This window comes from Winogradskyella wichelsiae (genome assembly GCF_013403925.1).
Classification (GTDB): Bacteria; Bacteroidota; Bacteroidia; order Flavobacteriales; family Flavobacteriaceae; genus Winogradskyella; species Winogradskyella wichelsiae.
On record NZ_JABFDJ010000001.1, the window covers coordinates 468,392 to 490,163 of the forward strand.

General features: G+C 32.9%; 14 protein-coding genes and 1 riboswitch. Of the genes, 9 read left to right on the forward strand and 5 right to left on the reverse strand.

All coding sequences use genetic code 11. From position 1 onward, the window contains the following. Positions 1 to 146: 146 nt before the first annotated feature. From HM985_RS02090 to HM985_RS02110, 5 genes are read right to left on the reverse strand one after another with little or no spacing between them, the layout of a single operon-like run. Positions 147 to 2,726, reverse strand: a complete 2,580-nt coding sequence (locus HM985_RS02090; protein WP_179374642.1) for a phosphoenolpyruvate carboxylase — start codon at positions 2,724 to 2,726, stop codon at positions 147 to 149. Between the two features lie 14 nt (positions 2,727 to 2,740). Beyond that, positions 2,741 to 3,859: a 3-isopropylmalate dehydrogenase gene (gene leuB, locus HM985_RS02095; RefSeq protein WP_179374643.1), complete on the reverse strand. Its 1,119-nt coding sequence runs from the start codon at positions 3,857 to 3,859 to the stop codon at positions 2,741 to 2,743. A gap of 9 nt (positions 3,860 to 3,868) precedes the next feature. Next, a complete protein-coding gene (leuD, locus tag HM985_RS02100) occupies positions 3,869 to 4,459 on the reverse strand; it encodes a 3-isopropylmalate dehydratase small subunit (RefSeq protein WP_179316073.1) in 591 nt (196 codons plus the stop codon). Then, on the reverse strand, positions 4,459 to 5,841 hold the full coding sequence (gene leuC, locus HM985_RS02105; protein ID WP_179374644.1) for a 3-isopropylmalate dehydratase large subunit: 1,383 nt from the start codon (positions 5,839 to 5,841) through the stop codon (positions 4,459 to 4,461). The genes leuD and leuC overlap by 1 nt, the downstream gene beginning before the upstream one ends. 4 nt (positions 5,842 to 5,845) lie before the next feature. Then, positions 5,846 to 7,021: a 2-isopropylmalate synthase gene (locus HM985_RS02110; protein ID WP_179374645.1), complete on the reverse strand. Its 1,176-nt coding sequence runs from the start codon at positions 7,019 to 7,021 to the stop codon at positions 5,846 to 5,848. Between the two features lie 149 nt (positions 7,022 to 7,170). Between HM985_RS02110 and HM985_RS02115 the strand changes: the two genes are divergently transcribed. From HM985_RS02115 to arsS, 9 genes are all read left to right on the forward strand, one after another. Further along, the gene (locus tag HM985_RS02115) at positions 7,171 to 8,721 is read left to right on the forward strand and encodes a hypothetical protein (RefSeq protein WP_179374944.1); all 1,551 of its coding nucleotides are present in this window, start codon (positions 7,171 to 7,173) and stop codon (positions 8,719 to 8,721) included. Between the two features lie 99 nt (positions 8,722 to 8,820). Next, positions 8,821 to 8,944: riboswitch (SAM riboswitch) on the forward strand. 144 nt (positions 8,945 to 9,088) lie between these two features. Beyond that, positions 9,089 to 10,384, forward strand: a complete 1,296-nt coding sequence (locus HM985_RS02120) for an O-acetylhomoserine aminocarboxypropyltransferase/cysteine synthase family protein (protein WP_179374646.1) — start codon at positions 9,089 to 9,091, stop codon at positions 10,382 to 10,384. 130 nt (positions 10,385 to 10,514) lie between these two features. Then, positions 10,515 to 10,964: an OsmC family protein gene (locus HM985_RS02125; RefSeq protein ID WP_173586399.1), complete on the forward strand. Its 450-nt coding sequence runs from the start codon at positions 10,515 to 10,517 to the stop codon at positions 10,962 to 10,964. Positions 10,965 to 10,976: 12 nt separating this feature from the next. After that, positions 10,977 to 11,987, forward strand: coding sequence for an alpha/beta fold hydrolase (locus tag HM985_RS02130; RefSeq protein ID WP_179374647.1), 1,011 nt, complete (start codon positions 10,977 to 10,979; stop codon positions 11,985 to 11,987). A 237-nt stretch (positions 11,988 to 12,224) separates the two neighbouring features. Continuing rightward, positions 12,225 to 17,315, forward strand: a complete 5,091-nt coding sequence (locus HM985_RS02135; protein WP_179374648.1) for a translocation/assembly module TamB domain-containing protein — start codon at positions 12,225 to 12,227, stop codon at positions 17,313 to 17,315. 3 nt (positions 17,316 to 17,318) lie between these two features. After that, on the forward strand, positions 17,319 to 19,604 hold the full coding sequence (gene tamL / locus HM985_RS02140) for a translocation and assembly module lipoprotein TamL (RefSeq protein WP_179374649.1): 2,286 nt from the start codon (positions 17,319 to 17,321) through the stop codon (positions 19,602 to 19,604). Between the two features lie 99 nt (positions 19,605 to 19,703). Further along, positions 19,704 to 20,177 (forward strand): nucleoside deaminase, encoded by a 474-nt coding sequence (locus HM985_RS02145; protein WP_173586395.1) that lies wholly within the window; start codon positions 19,704 to 19,706, stop codon positions 20,175 to 20,177. An 89-nt stretch (positions 20,178 to 20,266) separates the two neighbouring features. Then, positions 20,267 to 20,602, forward strand: a complete 336-nt coding sequence (locus HM985_RS02150; RefSeq protein WP_179374650.1) for an arsenosugar biosynthesis-associated peroxidase-like protein — start codon at positions 20,267 to 20,269, stop codon at positions 20,600 to 20,602. Positions 20,603 to 20,658: 56 nt separating this feature from the next. Beyond that, positions 20,659 to 21,714 carry an arsenosugar biosynthesis radical SAM (seleno)protein ArsS gene (arsS, locus tag HM985_RS02155; protein ID WP_179374651.1) on the forward strand — a complete coding sequence of 352 codons (1,056 nt, stop codon included), beginning with the start codon at positions 20,659 to 20,661 and terminating at the stop codon, positions 21,712 to 21,714. The last annotated feature ends 58 nt before the right edge of the window (positions 21,715 to 21,772 follow it).

A 21,772-nucleotide genomic window follows, 5' to 3' on the forward strand; every position in this document is an offset into this window, starting at 1 on the left:
AAATAAAACCCTCGAGGATCATTCTTCGAGGGTTTATTATTTTCTATACCTATTCGCACTCAAATAACGCATTTATTAGTCACAAAAAAATCCTTAGAAGATCATTATCACTTCTAAGGATATTTAATTTTATAAGCTATTAATTTCTAAGCAGAATTACGACTAGCATTAATGTTACCAAATAAAGATCGGGTTACCATCTTTTCAAAGATTTTAATTTGCTCTTCATCTCTTACCTCAGCCTTTTCAAGCTCTTGAATTTTCTTTAAAGCATATTGCTGAATGGTTAATAAAGGCAACACAATAGACTCCCTAACAGCAATAGATACTTTACCAGAAGGCTCTTCTTGCATCAACTCTTTATAACCTGTAAGTTTTAAAATTAAACGTTTAGATGTTTCATACTCTTCATTGATAAGGTTCCAAAAATCACCGTATTCTTCATCTTCAGACATATAACGGGTTAAATCGAAAAACGATTTAGACAATGACATCATACTGTTTTCAATTAAAGTCTTAAAGAAATTCGAAGTCTTAAATAACTCTTGAACTTTTTCAAATTCACCAACGTCCTCATAATGCTTTAATGCTGTACCAACTCCATAAAAGCCCGGAACGTTCTGTTTTAATTGACTCCAAGACCCAACGAAAGGTATTGCTCGTAAATCTTCGAATATTAACCCTTCAGATTTACCACGCTTAGAAGGACGACTTCCAATATTCGTTTTAGCATAATACTTAAGTGTACTCATATGCTCTAAATAAGAAATAAACTTTGGATGCGCTTTAAAAGCAGCATATGTCTCATAACTACGCTCAGCCAAATCCGTCATTACTTTCCTGTTTTCAGGATGCATCGTTAAATCTACTTCGCTTAAGCTATTATCTATTCCTGAACTTATTAATTGTTCTAAGTTATATTGAGAAGAATCTAATGTTCCGAAATTAGAACTAATAGTTTGCCCCTGTATCGTTAACTGAACTTCTTTATCTTCAATAGTTGGTCCTAAAGACGCATAAAAATTATGAGTTTTTCCACCACCACGAGCAGGTGGTCCACCACGCCCGTCAAAAAATATTACAGTTATGCCATTCTCTCTTGAAACTCTAGTTAAATTTTCTTTTGCTTCAAAAATAGCCCAATTAGCCATTAAATAACCACCATCTTTAGTACCATCACTAAAACCAAGCATTATGGTTTGTTTATTACCTCTTGACTTTAAATGTGCCGCATACTCAGGATTTGCATACAATTCTGCCATAACCTTGGGTGCATTTTCTAAATCTGTAATAGTCTCAAACAATGGACCAACATCTACTGTTAATTCATCTTGAAATGCCACTAATTTTAGCATTGCAAACAACTGCATAACATGCAATGTACTTTGATTATTACTAATTATATAACGATTTGCTGCTTGCTCTCCATTAGTCTCTTGAATGGTCTTAATCGCCTTCATAGTTTCTAAGGCCATCAATGTTTCTTCATCCTTAATTAAAGATAAATCTATTGACCCTTCAACTTTAGATAGAATTTCAACTTGATTCGCCTCAGGCAAATCATGGTAGTTTTTAGGGAAAATAACACTACCGCTTTCGATTAATGCATTTACCATGTCATTAAAAAACTTTTCATGCTTACGACTATCCTGTCTAATATCTAAATTAGCAAAATGAAACCCGAACAAATGCGTTTTATTAATAAAGCTATTTAATTCATCTACATATAATGATTGATGCTTATCTATAATAATTTGCTTTACGGCTTTTAATTCTGAAACAAAAAAGTCTAATGTTAAATCCGATTTCTTATCTGTAACTAAATTATAAAGCTCTTGCTCTAAATATGCCATTCTATCCTCGACACCCTGAAACGTCAATTTACGCTTCAATTGTCTTAAATTTCTATAATAGCTTTTTATGATTGAATTTCTTAATCTATCTGCAACTTTTAAAGTAATTTCTGGTGTTACAAATGGATTTCCATCTCTATCTCCACCTGGCCAAAAACCAACATTGATAATATTATTATCGATATGCTCGCCATCAAAAATATTCTGCTGAATATAATCGTAAATACCTCCAAATGATTCATAAAACACATTTTGAAGATACCATATTAAACTTATTGCCTCATCGTAAGGCGTTGGTTTTTCATGCTTAAAGAAAGGTGTTTTTCCTAATTGCGCTAAAAGATCATTGATTTTAAGCAAATCATTTTCACGAATTGCCGCTGTTAAATCTGTAATAATCCCTAAAACAGAACCTGGATAAAACTGTGTAGGGTGAGCAGTTAAAACGATTCTAACTTTAAATTCTTCTAAATATTTCTTTAAAGTTTCTAATTTATTATCCGCTGTAGCTGTTTCTTTTAAACTTCTCAACGTACCGATACCATCCATATTGTTAACTACAGGAAATGCTGCATCTTCAATTGCATCGAACAAAACGACTTGTCGTTCTATATATTGAATAAATCGAAACAATAAGTTGATCTGACTTTCTGAAGAACGCCTCGCTTGATATTTATCAAAAAAAGAATCCACGATAGTTGTTGGATTCTCATGATTTTCAAAACCATTATGACATGTTTCATGAAATAAAGGTAAGAGCGCACCTGTTTTTGTAACCGTATCAAAAGGCAACGTCATAAATATACTGTTGTAAATTTGATACTTAGATAAAACGTTTTGATTAAAACGAGTTAATTTTGGCTGTGTAGACATTTTTATTTAAAAAATTAAATTATAGTGGATTGTCCTAAGTGAATGTTCTTAAAGTTGAGATTTGAATCTTTAGGATGATAAAGAAAATCCTCAATAAAGTCACCAACATTAGACGTTGTCACCGTATTTACTACCGAATTTATATCCGGAGTTGTTATGTTTAATTTTAATGATTTTTCTACAGCTAACCTAATTAATTCGGCTTCATTATGTAATTCAAAATGACTCAACAACATAGCGGCCGATAAAATTGAAGCGATAGGATTTGCAATTCCTTTATTTGCTCCTTGAGGATACGACCCATGAATAGGCTCGAACATTGCATACTTATCGCCTACTGATGCCGACGCTAACAAACCAATTGAACCACCAATAACACTAGCCTCGTCACTAATAATATCACCAAACATATTTTCAGTTAAAATAACATCAAACTGTTTTGGGTTTAAAATCATTTGCATAGCCGCATTATCTACAAATAAGAAATCAAGAGTTACGTCTGGATACTGCTCAGCAACTTCTTTAACTACCTTTCTCCAAAGCCTAGAAGACTCTAAAACATTTGCTTTATCAACTAAGGTTACTTTATGACTTCTATTTTCTGCTGCTACAAAAGCTAAATGTGCTATACGCTCAATTTCTTCACGAGAATAGCCGCACAAATCTGAAGCATAATTTCCATCTTCAGACAAATGTTTCTCACCAAAATAAATACCTCCAGTTAATTCTCTATAAATAGATATATCTGTCCCTTCAATGATATGTTTCTTTAAAGGTGATTTATCTAACAGCGTATCATATGCTTTTACTGGTCTAATATTAGCAAATAAGCCAAGTTCTTTACGTAGTTTAAGCAAGCCTTGTTCTGGACGAACTTTAGCAGTAGGGTCGTTATCATATTTTGGATCACCAATGGCACCAAATAAAATAGCATTACTATTTTTACATAATTCTAACGTTTCATCTGGCAAAGCATCATTATGCTTATCGATAGCAATAGCACCAACATCTGCCGTTGTAAACTTAAAATTATGATTAAATTCTGAAGCAATTGCTTTTAACGCCTTAATAGCCTGATTAGTTACTTCTGGACCAATACCATCTCCTGGTAAAACTGCTATATTTAATTTCATTTGTATGGACTAATATATTTTCTGAGCTTCAAAAGCTTCAATTAATTTTTTATTATTCACAAGGTAATCAATATCATCGTAACCATTGATCATACACGTCTTTTTATAGGCATCTATTTCAAATTTTTCTGATAAATCAAAATCTTTTACTGAAATGATCTGATTTTCTAAATCAACAAGTAACTCTGTCTCTGAATTAGACGCAATAATTTGAAGCAAGTCACTTAAAAACGCTTTAGAAACCTGAACTGGCAACAGTCCATTATTTAAGGCATTCCCTTTAAAAATATCTGCAAAAAAACTAGAAACGACCACTTTAAATCCAAAATCTGTAATTGCCCAAGCAGCATGTTCCCTACTTGATCCGCATCCAAAATTATCTCCAGCAACTAAAATTTTACCTGAATATTGAGCATCGTTAAGTATAAAATCTATATTAACGGAACCGTCTTTATGATATCTCCAGTCTCTAAATAAATTATCACCAAACCCTTTTCTGTCTGTTGCTTTTAAAAAACGCGCAGGTATAATTTGATCGGTATCGACATTCTCAATATTTAAAGGAATGGCTTTTGATTTTAAGGTTGTAAATTTTTCCATTAATTTAAATGCTTTGTTATATCTATAATTTTTCCTTCTACTGCTGTTGCCGCTGCAACTAATGGACTTGCTAAAATTGTTCTTGAACCTTGTCCTTGCCTACCCTCAAAATTTCTATTTGAAGTAGACACACAATATTCTCCTTGTGGAATTTTATCATCATTCATGGCTAAACATGCCGAACACCCCGGTTGACGCAATTCAAAACCAGCATCATCAAAAATAGTTTTCAAACCTTCTTCAATAATCTGATGTTCTACCTGCTTACTTCCAGGAACCAACCAAGCCGTTACATTATCTGCCTTTTTCTTTCCTTTTATATATTTAGCAGCAACCCTAAAATCTTCAATTCTAGAATTGGTACAACTTCCTATAAAAACAAAATTAATAGGTTTATTTATTAAACTTTCACCAGCTTCAAAATTCATATAAGCTAATGACTTTTTAAACGAAGGATTATCATTTACAGGAATCGTTTCTGAAATCTTAATTCCCATACCTGGATTTGTACCATAAGTAATCATTGGTTCAATATCCTCTGCATCAAAACTATATTCTTGATCAAAAACAGCATCTTCATCCGTAGGAAGGGTTTTCCAATAGGCTACTTTTTTATCAAAATCTTCACCTTTAGGTGCAAATTCTCTTCCTTTCACATAACTAAAAGTCGTTTCGTCTGGAGCAATCATTCCACCTCTTGCTCCCATCTCAATACTCATATTACAAACCGTCATACGGCCTTCCATACTCATATCTTCAAAAACATTTCCTGCATATTCACAGAAATAACCTGTACCAGAATTGGTTCCTAATTTTGAAATAATATAAAGAATAACATCTTTTGGCAATACGCCTTCTTTCAATTCCCCATTAACCGATACTCTTAAACTTTTAGGCTTAGTAAGCAACAAACATTGACTCGCAAAAACTTGCGCAACCTGACTTGTTCCTATACCAAAAGCAATGGCTCCAAACGCACCATGTGTTGAGGTATGACTATCACCGCAGACCATGGTTAAGCCTGGTTGAGTCACTCCCAACTCAGGAGCCATTACATGCACAATACCATTGTATTTATGACCTAATTGGTATAATGTGATATCATTTTTTTTACAATTTTTAGATAATTGTTCTAACTGCTTCCTAGAAAGCTCATCTTTTATCGGTTGATCTTGATTTAATGTTGGTGTATTATGATCTGCAGTAGCCACAATTTGATTGGGTCTATATACAGGAATTCCGCGTTCTTCCAATTCATTGAAAGCCTGCGGACTTGTTACCTCATGTATTAAATGTTTATCTATATAAAGTATCTGTGGTCCATTATCTATCGCATCTACCACATGCGCGTCCCAAACTTTATCGAATAGTGTTTTCCCCATGTATTTAAGCTGAAATTATTTGTTTATAGACACTACTTGTTTCTATAATTTGATGAATATCATTATCGTTGATTTCTTTTTTACGATCTGCAAAATTTAAAAAATTAGAATACACATCATCTAACTGAAGTTTCGTTAATTCATAACCTACATTTTTAGCTCTGTATGCCAAAGCAGCCCTTCCACTTCTTGCTGTTAAAACAATTGCAGACTCAGTAACACCAACATCTGCTGGATTAATAATCTCGTAAGTTTCTCTATTTTTTATCACACCATCTTGATGAATACCAGAACTGTGAGCAAAAGCATTTGCACCTACAATCGCTTTATTTGGTTGCGTATAAATCCCCATGCTATCACTAACAAGTTGACTCATTCCATATAACATTGACGTATTAATATTAGTATCTAAATTAAGATAAGGGTGCTGCTTTAATACCATAACCACTTCCTCTAATGCAGTATTACCCGCGCGCTCACCAATACCATTAATAGTACACTCTATTTGTCGCGCTCCACTAATAACACCTTCAATAGAATTTGCTGTAGCTAAACCTAGATCGTTATGACAGTGACAAGACAATATTGCCTTCTCAATTCCTTTTACATTTTCTTTAAGATATTTAATTTTTGCTCCATACTCACTTGGCAAACAGTAGCCAGTAGTATCAGGAATATTTAACACAGTAGCACCTGCTTTAATTGCAGCTTCGCAAACCCGTGCTAGATATTCGTTATCAGTTCTTCCTGCATCTTCTGCATAAAACTCAACATCCTCAACAAAAGACTTTGCATATTTAACGGCTTGAAAAGCACGCTCAATAATAGCTTCTTTGTTTGATTTAAATTTATGAATAATATGAGAATCTGACGTACCTATACCTGTATGTATTCTCGGTAATTTAGCATATTTTAAAGACTCAGCAGCAACTTTTATATCATTTTCAACAGCACGTGTTAAACCACAAACTGTTGCATTTTTTACAATTTTTGAAATTGCTTCGACAGACTTAAAGTCTCCTGGACTAGATACTGGAAACCCAGCTTCAATCACATCAACCCCTAACAGATCTAATTGCTTTGCAATGATTACTTTCTGTTCTGAGTTAAGCTTGCAACCTGGCACTTGTTCTCCATCTCGCAGTGTAGTATCGAATATTTGAATACGGTTATTAGACATTTATCAAAATATATTTTATAGTATTGTCTTACGAATATATATTTTGATTTTGCTTTAACATACCGATCTTAGTTTAACTTTACGATGTTCAGTCGTTAAAATATATTTTAAACAACTATAAAACAGACACATAAACCTATTTTTAATTGATAACTAAAGACCAAAAAGATAATTTATTCGCACTAGTTAAGTCTTTAACTAAATCTGAAAAACGTCAGTTTAAACTGTATGTAGGTCGACTTGGTGTGAATTCTGATTCTAAATTTTTGAATCTTTTTAATTTCTTAGACAAAGCTAAAGCCTATAATGAAGCTTTAATTTTAAAAAGCGGCATTGTAAAAAAACAGCAGCTTGCAAATGTAAAATCACACTTATACAAGCAAATCTTAATTAGCCTAAAACTAAACCCTTCTCACCAAAACATAAGATTACAAATTAGAGAACAACTAGATTTCGCTTCAATTTTATATCACAAAGGATTATATAAACAAAGTTTAAAAATCTTAGATAAAGCTAAGGAATTAGCGATTGTTAACGAAGAAAAAAACTCAGCTTTCGAGATTGTAGAACTCGAAAAAGTAATTGAATCACAATATATTACAAGAAGTATTAGCACACGCGCGGATGAGTTAGCTTTGCAAGCTAAAGAATTAAGCACACTTAACGTTATAGCTAGTAAACTATCTAATTTATCACTTCAACTCTATAGTAACATCCTAAAAACAGGCTATGTAAAAAATGAAGATGAAGCTAAAATGGTGATCAATTATTTCAATAAACAACTACCAAAAGTTAAAATTGAAGATTTAGGGTTTCGAGAAAAACTATGGCTATACAAAGCCAATTTATGGCAAAGTTTTTTACTTCAAGATTTCTTAAACTGCTTTAAGTATGCTTTAAAATGGGTGGATTTATTCTACCAAAACCCAAGCATGATTAGCCTTAACCCGGTATTTTTTTTAAAAGGAAATAATTATCTTCTAGAAGCTTTGGTTTTTATTGGCAATAAAGCAAAATTTGTAGAAAAATTTAACGAATTTGAAGCTACTGTTCAAAAATCTAGTTTTCCGGAAGACGAAAATGTAGCTTCTTTAGTTTTTCTATATACTAACTTTCACAAAATTAATCAACACTTTATTGATGGGAGTTTTGCAGAAGGACTAGATCTAATTCCGACAATAGAAAAAGAACTAATCCCTTTCGGAGAAAAGATCGATCCGCATCATAAAATGATTTTCTATTACAAATTTGCTAGTTTACATTTTGGAGCAGGAAACAACAAAGAATGCATTAAATATCTTGATAAAATCATCTCGAACAAGTCACTTTCTATGCGAGAAGATTTGCTTTGTTTTTCTAGAGTTTTAAATCTTGTTGCCCATTACGAAGCAGGCTTAGACTATCATTTAGAAACCTTACTAAGAAGCACTTATAAATTTCTAATTAAAATGAATGATCTTCATGAAGTGCAAAAGGAGATGATAAAATTCATTAGAGGTTTACAAGATATTTACCCACATGATCTTAAAAATGCGTTTAAAGCATTACACAAAACTTTAAAAACTTTTGAAGACCATCCGTACGAGCGTCGTGCCTTTTTATATCTTGATATTATTTCCTGGCTAGAAAGCAAAATTGAAAACAAACCTGTAGCAGAAATCATACACACTAAATATTTAGCAAAGAATAACTCATTTTAATAAGATTTTCATAAAAAAGTCACAAAACTGCCAAATTATTTGGATTTGTGCTTTTTGTATCGCAATATTTGTGCTCACAAAGTTCAAACACTTACTGAAATGTTATCAAGAAAGGTGGAGGGAATGACCCTATGAAGCCTTAGCAACCCTTAGATTCACTAAGAAGGTGCTAAATTCTACTTAATAATCCGATTCATTAATCGGAATATTGGATAGATAACTCAAGACTAATTACCCATCTGTAATTAGCATTTTCTTTATAATATTTTTCTATTAAGTATGCTTCACCCTTCAGCTCAGCTCAAGGAACAAATGAGGCTTATTTGGCTTTTGGTTTAATCTTTTATTAACTCAAAAACTTAGAAAAATGAGTACACAAAAATTCGCAACCAAAGCGTTGCACGCAGGACACGACGTTAGTCAAACTTCAGGGACAAGAGCTGTTCCTATTTACCAAACATCATCTTACGTCTTTAAAGATTCAGATGAAGCAGCAGGGAGATTTAATCTTTCGGTTCCTGGTTACATTTACACCCGTTTAAACAACCCAACCAACGACATTTTAGAACAGCGTTTAGCAGCTTTAGAAGGCGGAATTGGCGCAGTAGCAACAGCTTCTGGAACCTCAGCTATTTCTACAACATTACTAACATTATTAAGAGCTGGCGATCACATCGTAGCATCGAGTAGTTTATATGGAGGAACCTATAATTTATTAAGCGTTACACTACCTAGACATGGTATTACAACCACTTTTGTAGATCCTTCTGACCCCGAAGCATTCAAAAAAGCAACTCAAGAAAACACAAGAGCCTTTTTTGTAGAATCCTTAGGAAACCCAAAATTAGATGTTTTAGACTTAGAAGCTATTTCTAAAGAAGCAAAAGCTTTTAAGGTTCCATTAATCGTAGATAATACTGTAGCAACACCTTACTTACTTAGACCAATTGAGTACGGGGCAGACATTGTTATTCACTCTTTAACAAAATACATCACCGGAAATGGAACTTCATTAGGAGGTATTATAATTGATAGTGGCAATTTTGATTGGACTAATGGGAAATTCCCAGAATTCACAGAACCATCTGCTGGTTACCATGGTTTAGTTTATAGCGAAGCTATTGGAGCAGCTGCTTTTATTGCAAAAATTAGAGTTGAAGGCTTACGGGATTATGGTGGTGCTTTAAGTCCATTTAATGCCTTTCAAATCATTCAAGGTTTAGAAACTTTAGAATTACGTATTAAAAAGCATAGTGAAAATGCTTTAGAATTAGCAAAATGGCTACAAGAACAGCCGGAAGTCAATTGGGTAAACTACCCTGGTTTAGAAACTAGTAAATACAAAAAATTAGCAGACAAATACTTACCAAAAGGTCAGAGTGGGGTTGTTACTTTTGGCGTTGACGGAGGTTACGAAGCTGCCAAAACAATCTCTGACACTACAAAATTGTTCTCATTATTAGCAAATATTGGAGACACAAAATCTCTTATCATTCATCCTGCAAGCACAACACATCAGCAACTAAGCGATGAAGCGCAATTAACCTCTGGAGTTACCAAAGACTTAATTCGTTTATCTGTAGGAATTGAAAATATAGAAGATTTGAAAAATGATTTAAAAGAAGCTTTTGCAGTTGTAAAACAAAAAGCGCTTCAGCATTAATCAAAAAGTCACTATCACATTAAGCACAGTAAAAAACATAGCAAAATTAATTTTTCGCAGCTGTGCTTTACGTGATATTTTGATGACTTTACAATTTTAAATTAAAATATTTTCAAAATTAAAAAACAAAATGAGCGATATAAAATTTTCTGTAGCAGGAGCTAGTGCTTCACCTACAAAATTTATAGGAAAAACAAGACAATTTACTTTAGTCGTAGACGAACCTTCTGATTTAGGAGGTACAGATACGGATGCAAATCCGGTAGAATATATTTTAGCTGGTTTTGCGGGCTGTGCTAATGTTATTGGGCATATAGTAGCCAAAGAGTTAGGTTTCACTATAAAAAATTTAAAAATAGAAGTCTCTGGCGAATTAAATCCAAATCGGTTTTTAGGTAACTCCAACAAAGAACGTGCTGGATTTAAATCTATAAGTTTAAATCTTATTCCTGAAACGGACGCAAGTATTGAAACCTTATCTAAATGGCTTCAATTAGTTGAAGAACGATGCCCTGTAAAAGACAATCTTCAAAATAAAACACCTTTAAAAATATCCGTAGTAAAAGAATTTGCGGTTTAAAAAAAACTAGCGATGATAAATCTAAAACATATTACAATTGCTAACTATGCAACCGAAAGTGGTAAGACAACTTCACTAAACTTGTCTTACCAAACTTTTGGTAAACCCTTACATACAGCACCTATTATTTTAGTGAATCATGCGCTAACTGGAAACTCTAATGTTATCGGAGAAAATGGTTGGTGGAATGATATTATCGGAGAAAATAAATGTATCGACACTAATGAATACACAATTTTATCTTTTAATATTCTTGGTAATGGCTACGATAATAAAGCTGAAAACATCATAGAAAATTATAAAGATTTCACAGCAAGAGATATTGCAAAACTCTTTGCCTTAGCAATAGAAGAATTAAAAATTCAACATTTATTTGCTGTCATCGGAGGTTCTGTTGGAGGTGGAATTGCATGGGAATTAGCCGCATTAAAACCGCGTTTAATTGAACATTTAATTCCTATTGCAACTGACTGGAAATCTACAGACTGGGTTATTGCTAATTGCCATATTCAAGATGCGCTATTAAATAACTCTTCTCAACCATTGGTAGATGCCAGAATGCATGCCATGACGTTATACCGAACACCAGAATCTTTAACACAAAAATTTGATCGTACTAAGAAAGACGAATCCTTTTTTAACATTGAATCCTGGCTTAGTTATCACGGTAATGCTCTAAATGATCGTTTTCAGGTTGCTGCATACAAATTAATGAATCAGGTTCTAAGAACCATAGATATTACTAGAGATCGAAATGATTTTTTAGATGTCGCGTCTAAAATTGAAAGTGACATTCATATCATCACTATCAATTCTGATTTATTTTTTAAAGCTGATGAAAACTGGAACACCTTTGTTGAACTAAAAGGCAAGAAAGAAAATGTCAACATTCATGAAATAAAATCTATACACGGACACGATGCTTTTTTAATTGAATTTGATCAATTAGCACGTTTTTTGAAACCTATTTTTAAAGCTGAAGTGAGTACTTCTAAAAAAAAACTTGAACAGCAAGTTGCATAAAGCTTACATATAATATTTAAAAGAGCCGAACTTACAAGTTTGGCTCTTTTACTTTTAATAATCTACAGAACATTATAACTAAGCGAAATCTCTTATCTTTTCATCAATATTAAGTAATGAATTAAATTACAGAACTATATTAGTTATTAATAGTTTTAGTTAATTTTTAACTCTAGAGCGTTAATATTATTAGCAATAACGACAATTATAATACTTTTGACCGTATATATTTGACTGTTGAATAATACCGAAAATACACCACCCCAAATCCCAACAAAACGAAAATTCCGTTGGCTTCGCAGAACGCTACGTATTCTGCTAGGAATTCTTGTGTTTTTATTTTTAGTTATCCTTTTTATTAGAAGCCCTTGGGGACAGAATATTATCGTTACAAAAGCCGTTAATTATATTTCAAGTAAAACAAATACTAAAGTTGAAATAGAAAAACTATTTATCACTTTTGATGGAGACGTTCAACTCGATGGTCTTTATCTCGAAGACATCAAAGGAGACACTTTAGTCTATTCAAAATCATTAGAAGCTAACGTTCCTCTTTTTAAAATGATAAGAGGCGAAGCTATTGGTGTAGATGCTTTAGATTGGGAAGGTTTACGGGCTAATGTGATTAGAAAAGATAGTATTGAAGGTTATAATTTTCAATTTTTAATAGATGCTTTTGCTACAACCGATACAACAATAGTTGCAACCGACACCACTTCTACCCCACTCAATTTAGTACTTAGCAATTTAAAATTTAAGAATTTAGATATTGTATTTGATGATGCCGTTGCCGGAATTGACTCTAGGTTTAAAATTGGTGAGCTGAATGCTGACATGGAAACGACAAATCTAGAAGCCATGATTTTTGAAGCTTCAGATATTGAGCTGAATAACTCTAATATTAAATTTATTCAAAAACCTGTAGCGATAGACACCACAACAACCGACAGCCCTTTACCAAAGTTATCTTTCGATAAAATTGCTCTAAACAATGTTGTTGCTTATTACGAATCGCAACCTGATCGTCTCATTGCTGATGTAAATATTTCAGAATTCTCAACAGAAGATCCTATTATAAATCTAGCAGATAACGATTTTAATCTTAAAGAAATTACACTTAAAAATTCTAGAATAAGCTTAAACATAGAAGCAAAAATTGATGGCCTACCTGATTTAACAGAAGACATAAAAGTAGAAACAGAACCAACCACTTTTGAATGGCCACAAATTAAAATTAATATTGCATCTATAGATTTTGAAAACAATCAAATCGACTATAAAGTAGGTGATGCCATAGCTCAAAAAGATCTTTTTAATGCGAATGCTATTTCATTAAACAACTTTACTTTACAAGCTAAAGACATTACTTTAAAATATAGAAATGCAGGGCTTCAATTAAAAACACTACATTTTAATGAATTTTCAGGATTGAATTTAAACCAATTGGGTTTCAACCTTAAAATTTCAGACCAAAACTTAAATTTAGAAGATTTAGATTTTAGGTTAAATAACAATTCAGTTTCAGGTTATGCAGATTTAAATTACAATTCACTTTCTTCATTATTAGAAAACCCTAAAAGTACAACGGTTAATTTAGACCTGCCTTCAATCAACTTATCTTTATCTGAAATTATAAAATTTCAACCTGACTTAAAAAATAACGAATACATCAATACTTTAAGTAAAAATCAACTTAAAGGAATCTTGAAAGCTTCCGGAAGTTTAGCTTCAATTAATTTAACAACCATGAAGCTTAATTGGGGAAATTCCACCAAAATTTCTGCCAACGGAACACTTCAAAATATTACAAACCCTGAAACACTTCAATTTAACATTCCTAATTTTTCTGCGCAAACAACACGTACAGATATCGTAAAATTTGTTAATGAAGCAGATTTAGGCATTAGTTTACCTAAAGACATTAAACTTATTGGGCAAGCAAATGGTAATCCTGAAGCGATTTCTACTAAAGCAAAATTAAATACCACACAAGGAATTGCAACCGTTGATGGTAACTTTAAAAATGCAGATACTATTGCTTTTGAAGCCAAAGTAACGATTGAAGATTATAAGGTTAACGAACTATTAAACGATGCACAATTTGGGGCATTAAGCCTTAACATCGATTCTAAAGGAAGCGGAACAAACCTAAATAATCTAAACGCAAGTTTAGAGGCGACAGTTTCAAAATTTGAGCTAAATAATTACGCTATTACCGATCTTAATCTTAATGGAAATATTGTAAATGGTGAAGGAAATTTAAGTTCAAAATATAAAGACGACAACTTAAATGCAACGTTAGATGTGTTTATGATTTTAGATTCTGTAGCACCAGAAGCAAAAATAAAATTAGATGTAATTGGCGCCAACTTACAATCTTTAGGCTTAATGAGCCGAAATGTTAAAACAGCACTATCGCTCGATGCTAACTTTAAAGGCAATAGTGAATTTTACGATGCTTCTGCAACCATAGAAAACGGAGTCATTGTTTATGATAATAAAACATATCTTTTAGGGGAGTTAAACGCTTTAGCCTACGTAAATAAAGACACCACTTCGGTTTCTATATCTAATAAAATGCTAGATTTCAATCTAAAATCTAATGCCAATCCACAAACTTTTAGCAAATCGCTACAACGCCATATATTAAGCTATTTTTATAGAGATGAACAAGTATCAGATACTATTACCGATTTTGTAAAGTTAGATCTTAAAGGCAAAATTTCTCAATCCCCATTACTTAACGATGTCTTTTTGGTCAACGTACAAGATTTAGACACCATTGCTATTTCTATGAATTTCAATGAAAAAGCAAGAATTTTAAAAGCGAAAATAGATGCACCTCATATTAATTATAGTGGAAACACTTTAGATAATTTGACCTTTGCTATGAATACTGACAAAACGGACTTCAATTTTAATTTTGGCTTTGATAACATTACTGCAGGTCCTATAAATATGCCTAAAACAATAATTACAGGCCAGCAAACTAATAATGAATTAGCATTAAATTTCTCTGGTTATCATGACGATAAGAAAATTATGAATGTTAATACTAACATTACTGGTAACCGAGAAAAACTAACTTTTACCGTACAACCAGATAGCCTTTTACTTAATAGTCAACAATGGACAATACCATCAAACAATGAAGCTATTTTAAGTGATAATAAACTCGCTTTTAATGAATTTAAGATTTCTAAAAACAATCAATCTATAGCTTTAACAGATAAACTCTCAGAAATCACAAAAGAGCACATAGCCGTAATCTTTGAAAATTTTGATATCGATGAGTTTTTTAATTACCTAAATCCTGAAACTGAAATTGCTAATGGGCAACTTAATGGAGATTTTATACTCGAGGATCCGTTTACAAACGCAGGGATTATTGCTGATTTAAGTATTTCTAAATTCGAAATGCTAGAAACCGACTTAGGAACCTTTAGTTTAAAAGGAAATTCATTAGACAATAACAGTTATGCTTTTAACGCCGGACTTAAAGATGGTGATATTGATTTTGACCTTAAAGGCGATTATACCGTGTCTAATAATGACGCTAATTTAGATCTTAACTTAAATATTAATTCATTTCAAATGAAAGCGCTTAATACGCTATCATTAGGAGAAGTTAAAGATACTGAAGGAAGTTTTTCTGGTGCTTTTAAAGTTACAGGCACAACATCTAATCCGCAATATAGTGGCTCTATAACGTTTAACAACGCAGGCTTTAACGCCACTAAACTGAATACAAAGTTTACGATGGCTAACGAAACTCTAAATGTGAATAATGATGGACTTTCCATGAAAAACTTCACCATACGAGATGAAAACAATAATAATTTAGTCATTTCTGGATCTGTTGGAACGGAAAGTTTTATTAACCCAACGTTTAATTTAGATGTTAAAGCCACTAATTTTCAAGTATTAAACGCCACAAAAGAAGATAATGAAGCTTTTTACGGCAAAGTAACTTTTGATGCTAATGCTAAACTTACTGGAGATTTACAAATTCCTAAACTAAACGCTAAACTTACTTTAGGATCAGACACAGATCTTAAATATGTAATGCCTGCTTCTGTAGCAAATATTGAAGAGCGAGACGGTGTGGTAACCTTCGTTAATCGTGAAAATCCCGATGCTATTTTAACCCAAACAGAAAAACAAACGGCTACTATTAAAGGCTTTGATATTTCAACGCAAATTAAGGTTGGCAAAAAAGCTTCGGTTACCGTAATTCTCGATGAAGAAACAGGCGACAATTTTAAAGCTGCAGGTGAAGGCGATTTTATTTTCACCATGGTTCCTAATGGTCGAATAACACTTTCTGGTGCTTACGAAATTACTGATGGTCATTATGAACTTAACCTTTATAATTTAGTCAATAGAAAATTCTTAATCGCACCAGGCAGTCGTGTTACTTGGTCTGGAGATCCATTAGATGCCCAACTAGATGTTAGAGCTATTTACAATTTAGAAACCTCAGCGTCCTCACTTATGGCTTCTCAAATTTCGGGTGCAGATCCTTCCGTACAAAGCAAGTATAGACAAGTATTACCTTTTAATGTTTACCTTAATATTGAAGGCGAATTATTACAACCTCAAATCTCATTTGGTTTAGATATGCCCGAAGAAGATCAAGGCGCTATTGGAGGTCAAGTTTACACCAGAGTACAACAAGTCAATGAGCAAGAAAGCGAATTAAACAAGCAAGTGTTTTCTTTATTAGTCTTAAATCGTTTTTACCCAGAATCAGGTAGTGATGGTAGTGATGGCGGATTTGCAACTATTGCTAGAGATAACTTAAATGATGCCGTCTCTGAACAATTAAATGCATTTTCTGATAAAATAATGGGCAACACAGGTGTAGAATTAGATTTTGGACTAGACAGTTATACCGATTACCAAGGAGACTCACCAGCAGACAGAACTCAATTAGATATCGCTGCTCAAAAGAAACTTTTTAACGATCGTTTAACAGTAAGAGTTGGTAGTGAAGTTGATCTACAAGGCAGTAGTGCTTCAGGCGAAGAAACACCAATTATTGGTAACGTAAGTTTAGAATACACTCTATCTGAAGATGGTAGATATCGATTAAAAGGCTTTAGAAAAAGCGAATTTGAAAACGTTATTGACGGACAAACTATTGTTAGTGGAATTGGGTTAATTTTCACAGAAGAATTTAATCAGTTTAGTGAACTTTGGGATTCTATTTTTAAAGAAAAACAAAAAAATGACGCTAAACTAGAAGCAGAACAAAAAGCTAAAGAGGAAGAACAGAAAGCAAATGAAGAAGTAAATGATAAAGCTGTTGAAACAAAAAAGAATTAGACTTTGAATCATAAATTAAAACATATAATCGCATTTTTCTTCTTTGGAATCTTTGTCTATTCTTGTAGTATAACAAAACACATTCCGGAAGGAGACCGTTTGTACACAGGTGCTAAAATAGAAATTGAATCAGACAGTAATGTAGATAATTTAGCAGAATTAAAAACGGAATTAAACAGTGTTTTACGTCCAGAGCCTAATTCCAAATTCTTAGGAATGCATCCTGGGTTATTTTTTCATTACAAAATGCAAAAAGAAAAGCCTGGTTTTATTAACCGCTGGCTTTATAAACAAATAGGAGAAAAACCCGTTTATCAATCTAATGTTTCAACTTTTGAAGTTGAAGACATTTTAGAAAACCGCCTAGAGAACAAAGGCTTTTTTTATAGTAGCGCAAGTTCTTCATTTGAAGAAAAGAAAACAGAAGCTTCCGTAACTTATAACTTAAAAGTTACAACACCTTACACCATGGAGAATTTTCAGGTAGACTCTATGCCTTCAACCATCTATAAAGATGTAAAAAAAGTTGCTGACAAATCCCCGTTTAAAAAATCTTCACGTTTCGATTTATCTAATATGAAATTAGAAAGACAACGTATAGATGCAGCATTAAAACAGAAAGGATATTATAATCTTAATCCAGAATTTTTCGTTTTTGAAGCAGACACCAATCAATATGACAATAAAAAGTTTGATTTATTTCTTAAACTAAAGGCTGAAGTTCCAAAAAAATCAACCGTTCCTTATTATATAAAGAGTGTCAATATTTATCCTAATTACAAAATCACGGATTCAACTCAAATTCCTGTAGAACGCGTAAATGGTAAAAATTATTTTCAAGATTCTTTATTTTTCGACCCAAAACGACTCGATAAATTTATCACCATAAAAGAAGGAGAATTATACAATCCTAATACTTCTAAAAACACCTCTAGACGACTTTCAAGTATTGGTGCTTATAAATTTGTAAACATTCAATATAAAGAAATCGACAGTTCTTTAACCGATAGCTTAGCAGCGCTTGAAGCCAACATATACCTATCGCCATTAACAAAAAGAGCTGTACGTGCAGAACTGCAAGCGGTTACCAAATCTAACAATTTTACAGGTCCAAACTTAGCGTTAACTTACAGCAATAGAAATTTATTTAAAGGAGGAGAAACGCTTAATCTTAGCACTAATCTTGGTTATGAAACGCAATTTGGAAGCGGAGACAATGCAGGCTTAAATAGTATTGAATTAGGTCTTAAAGCAGAACTTATATTTCCACGTGTCATATTCCCTATTCAATTCAATGAAGATTTCTTTGAATATTCTGTTCCAAAAACTAAAACAAGCCTTGGTTTAAGTTACTTAAGTCGTAGTGAGTTATACACCTTAATATCAGGAAATGGCCTTTTTGGTTACTCATGGAATGCTAATAAATATATTACATATGAGTTTAATCCAATATCTGTAAACTATACACAACTCGCCAAAACCTCAACGGAGTTTGAGGAAATATTAGATGAAAATCCTTTTTTACAACTAAGCTTCGATCAGCAATTTATTTCAGGAATGACATTTTCATTTACCTATAATGAAATGATAGACAGCAACGACCCTCATCAATTTTATTTAAATACCACTTTAGATGTTGCGGGGAATTCCATTAGCCTTTTAGGCCAGTCTGGAGAATCTGGAGAATCAGATACTTTTTTAGGTTTACAATATGCGCAGTACGCAAAGGCTGATGTAGATTTTAGATTTCATCTTAACTTCGGAAAAAATAGGGAGCAAACCATCGCTACACGGTTTTTTGCAGGTTATGGCTTGCCCTATGGAAACTCTGAAGTTATCCCTTACGTAAAACAATATTTCTCAGGCGGACCTTACAGTGTAAGAGCTTTTAGCATTCGTTCATTAGGACCAGGAACTTATAACGGAGAATCAGACGATGACAGTAGCAGCAGTTATTTTGACCAAACCGGAAACATTAGATTAGAAGCTAACGCCGAATACCGCTTTCCTTTATTTTCTTTCTTTAAAGGAGCCATTTTTGCAGATGCCGGAAACGTATGGAACTCTAAAGAGAATCCTACTTTTGATGGTGAAGATAAATTCACTTCTAACTTTATAAATGAATTAGGAATGGGAACCGGAATTGGTCTTAGAATAGACGTACAAGGTTTTGTAATACGTTTTGATTTAGCAGCACCATTTCATGATCCTTCTGTAGAAGAAGGAAAACGATGGGACTTTAAAGTTGATGAGCCTGCTTTAAATTTTGCAATTGGTTATTCATTTTAACCCTTCTATTCATCAAATTCTTTCATTTATAAATACCTAGTATCTTTGACATCTATATTTTTTTGAAGCATTAGTTTCAATAAACAGATACAATGAGATATGACAGATAAAGAACAATTTATGAAAGAAGCTGTAAATGCAGCTTTAAAAGGAATGAATAACAATGAAGGCGGACCTTTTGGCTGCGTTGTTGTTAAGGATGGAAAAATTGTAGGACGCGGAAATAATAAAGTGACCTCTACAAATGACCCAACAGCACATGCCGAAGTTACAGCTATTAGAGATGCTTGCAAAAACTTAGATTCTTTTCAATTAGAAGGTTGCGAAATTTATACCTCTTGCGAACCTTGCCCAATGTGTTTAGGTGCTATTTATTGGGCCAGACCAGATAAAGTTTACTACGGAAGTAACCAAGTAGATGCTGCAAATATTGGTTTTGATGATGAATTTATATATAAAGAAATCCCGCTTCCTTACGAAAAAAGAAGTATTCCTTTTCAGCAATTAGCTCGCGAAATAGCCTTAGAACCATTTCAAGAATGGACTAAAAAAATAGACAAAACAGAATACTAAAATGAGTTCTCTTCATAAATTTCTGTAATTTTTACAATTTAACTTCGACATAATACAGTATATTGATTGTTCTAAATCAAAAAAATATTATGTCAAAACCATATTACGATGCTGCGGATTTACGCAAATTCGGAAAAATCACAGAATGGAATGAAGAACTAGGAACTAAATTCTTCGATTATTACGGTAAGGTATTTGAAGAAGGCGCACTAACAGCGCGCGAAAAATCATTAATTGCCTTAGCTGTAGCACACACAGAACAATGTCCATATTGCATTGATGCTTACACAAAAGACACATTACAACGTGGTATTACCAAAGAACAAATGATGGAAGCCATACATGTTGGTGCAGCAATAAAAAGTGGCGCAACTTTAGTACATGGAGTACAAATGATGAATAAAGTGAATAAATTAGACGGTTAAGCATAAAACCTTAACCTCTTTTTTTTCGTAAGAATTACAACTAAGAGCAACAATTAATGGCAACAAAGTCCCTAAAAAAACTCGGAAACGATTTATCGCAAAGCAATAAGCAATTAGAAATCCTCTCTAATGGCATTTTTAAAAATGGTGAATTACCAACCTTTAAAGATAAGATTTCAGAAACGAGTCAATTTCCTATAAAAGCAAAAAAATTAGAAATTTTACAAATCAATGTGGGCTACATGTGCAACCAAGTTTGCGACCATTGCCATGTTGATGCTGGTCCGGACCGAAAAGAGATAATGACCAGAGACACCATGAGACAATGTCTTGAAGTGATCAAAAACTCTGGCGCACACACACTAGATTTAACTGGTGGAGCACCAGAAATGAATCCGGATTTTAGATGGTTTGTAGAAGAAGCTGCTAAAGTTGGTATTACAGATTTCATTGTACGTTCTAACCTAACCATTATTAGAGCTAACAAAAAATACTACGATTTACCAGAATTCTTTAAAAAACACAATGTACATGTCGTGAGTTCTATGCCACACTGGACACGTGGAAAAACAGATAAACAACGTGGTGATGGTGTTTTTGATAAATCTATAAAAGCATTACAAGAATTAAATGCTGTTGGCTACGGAATGCCAGGTAGCGACTTAAGATTAGATTTGGTTTACAATCCTTCAGGTGCATTTTTACCAGGAGACCAAGCGGCTATGGAAAAAGATTTCAAAAAGGCATTGATGGACGATTTTGGAATTGAATTTCACAATTTATTTGCCATTACAAATTTACCAATTGCTAGATTTTTAGATTATTTAATCGCTTCCGAAAACTATGAAGATTACATGTACTCTTTAGTAGAAGCTTATAATCCTACTGCTGTTGAAAACGTAATGTGTACTAATACACTATCTATTAGTTGGGATGGGTATTTATTTGATTGTGATTTTAATCAGATGTTAGAATTACCCGTAAATAGTAAGTCTAGGCATATTTCAGAATTTAACGAAGAATTATTAGAAGGAAGAAACATCGTTATTTCTCAACATTGCTATGGTTGTACTGCTGGAGCAGGAAGTAGTTGCCAAGGTGTTGTAGCATAAACAAATTCAGATAAAAGTAGAAATATCACAATAGAAACAAAATTACATTCTTGCCTGA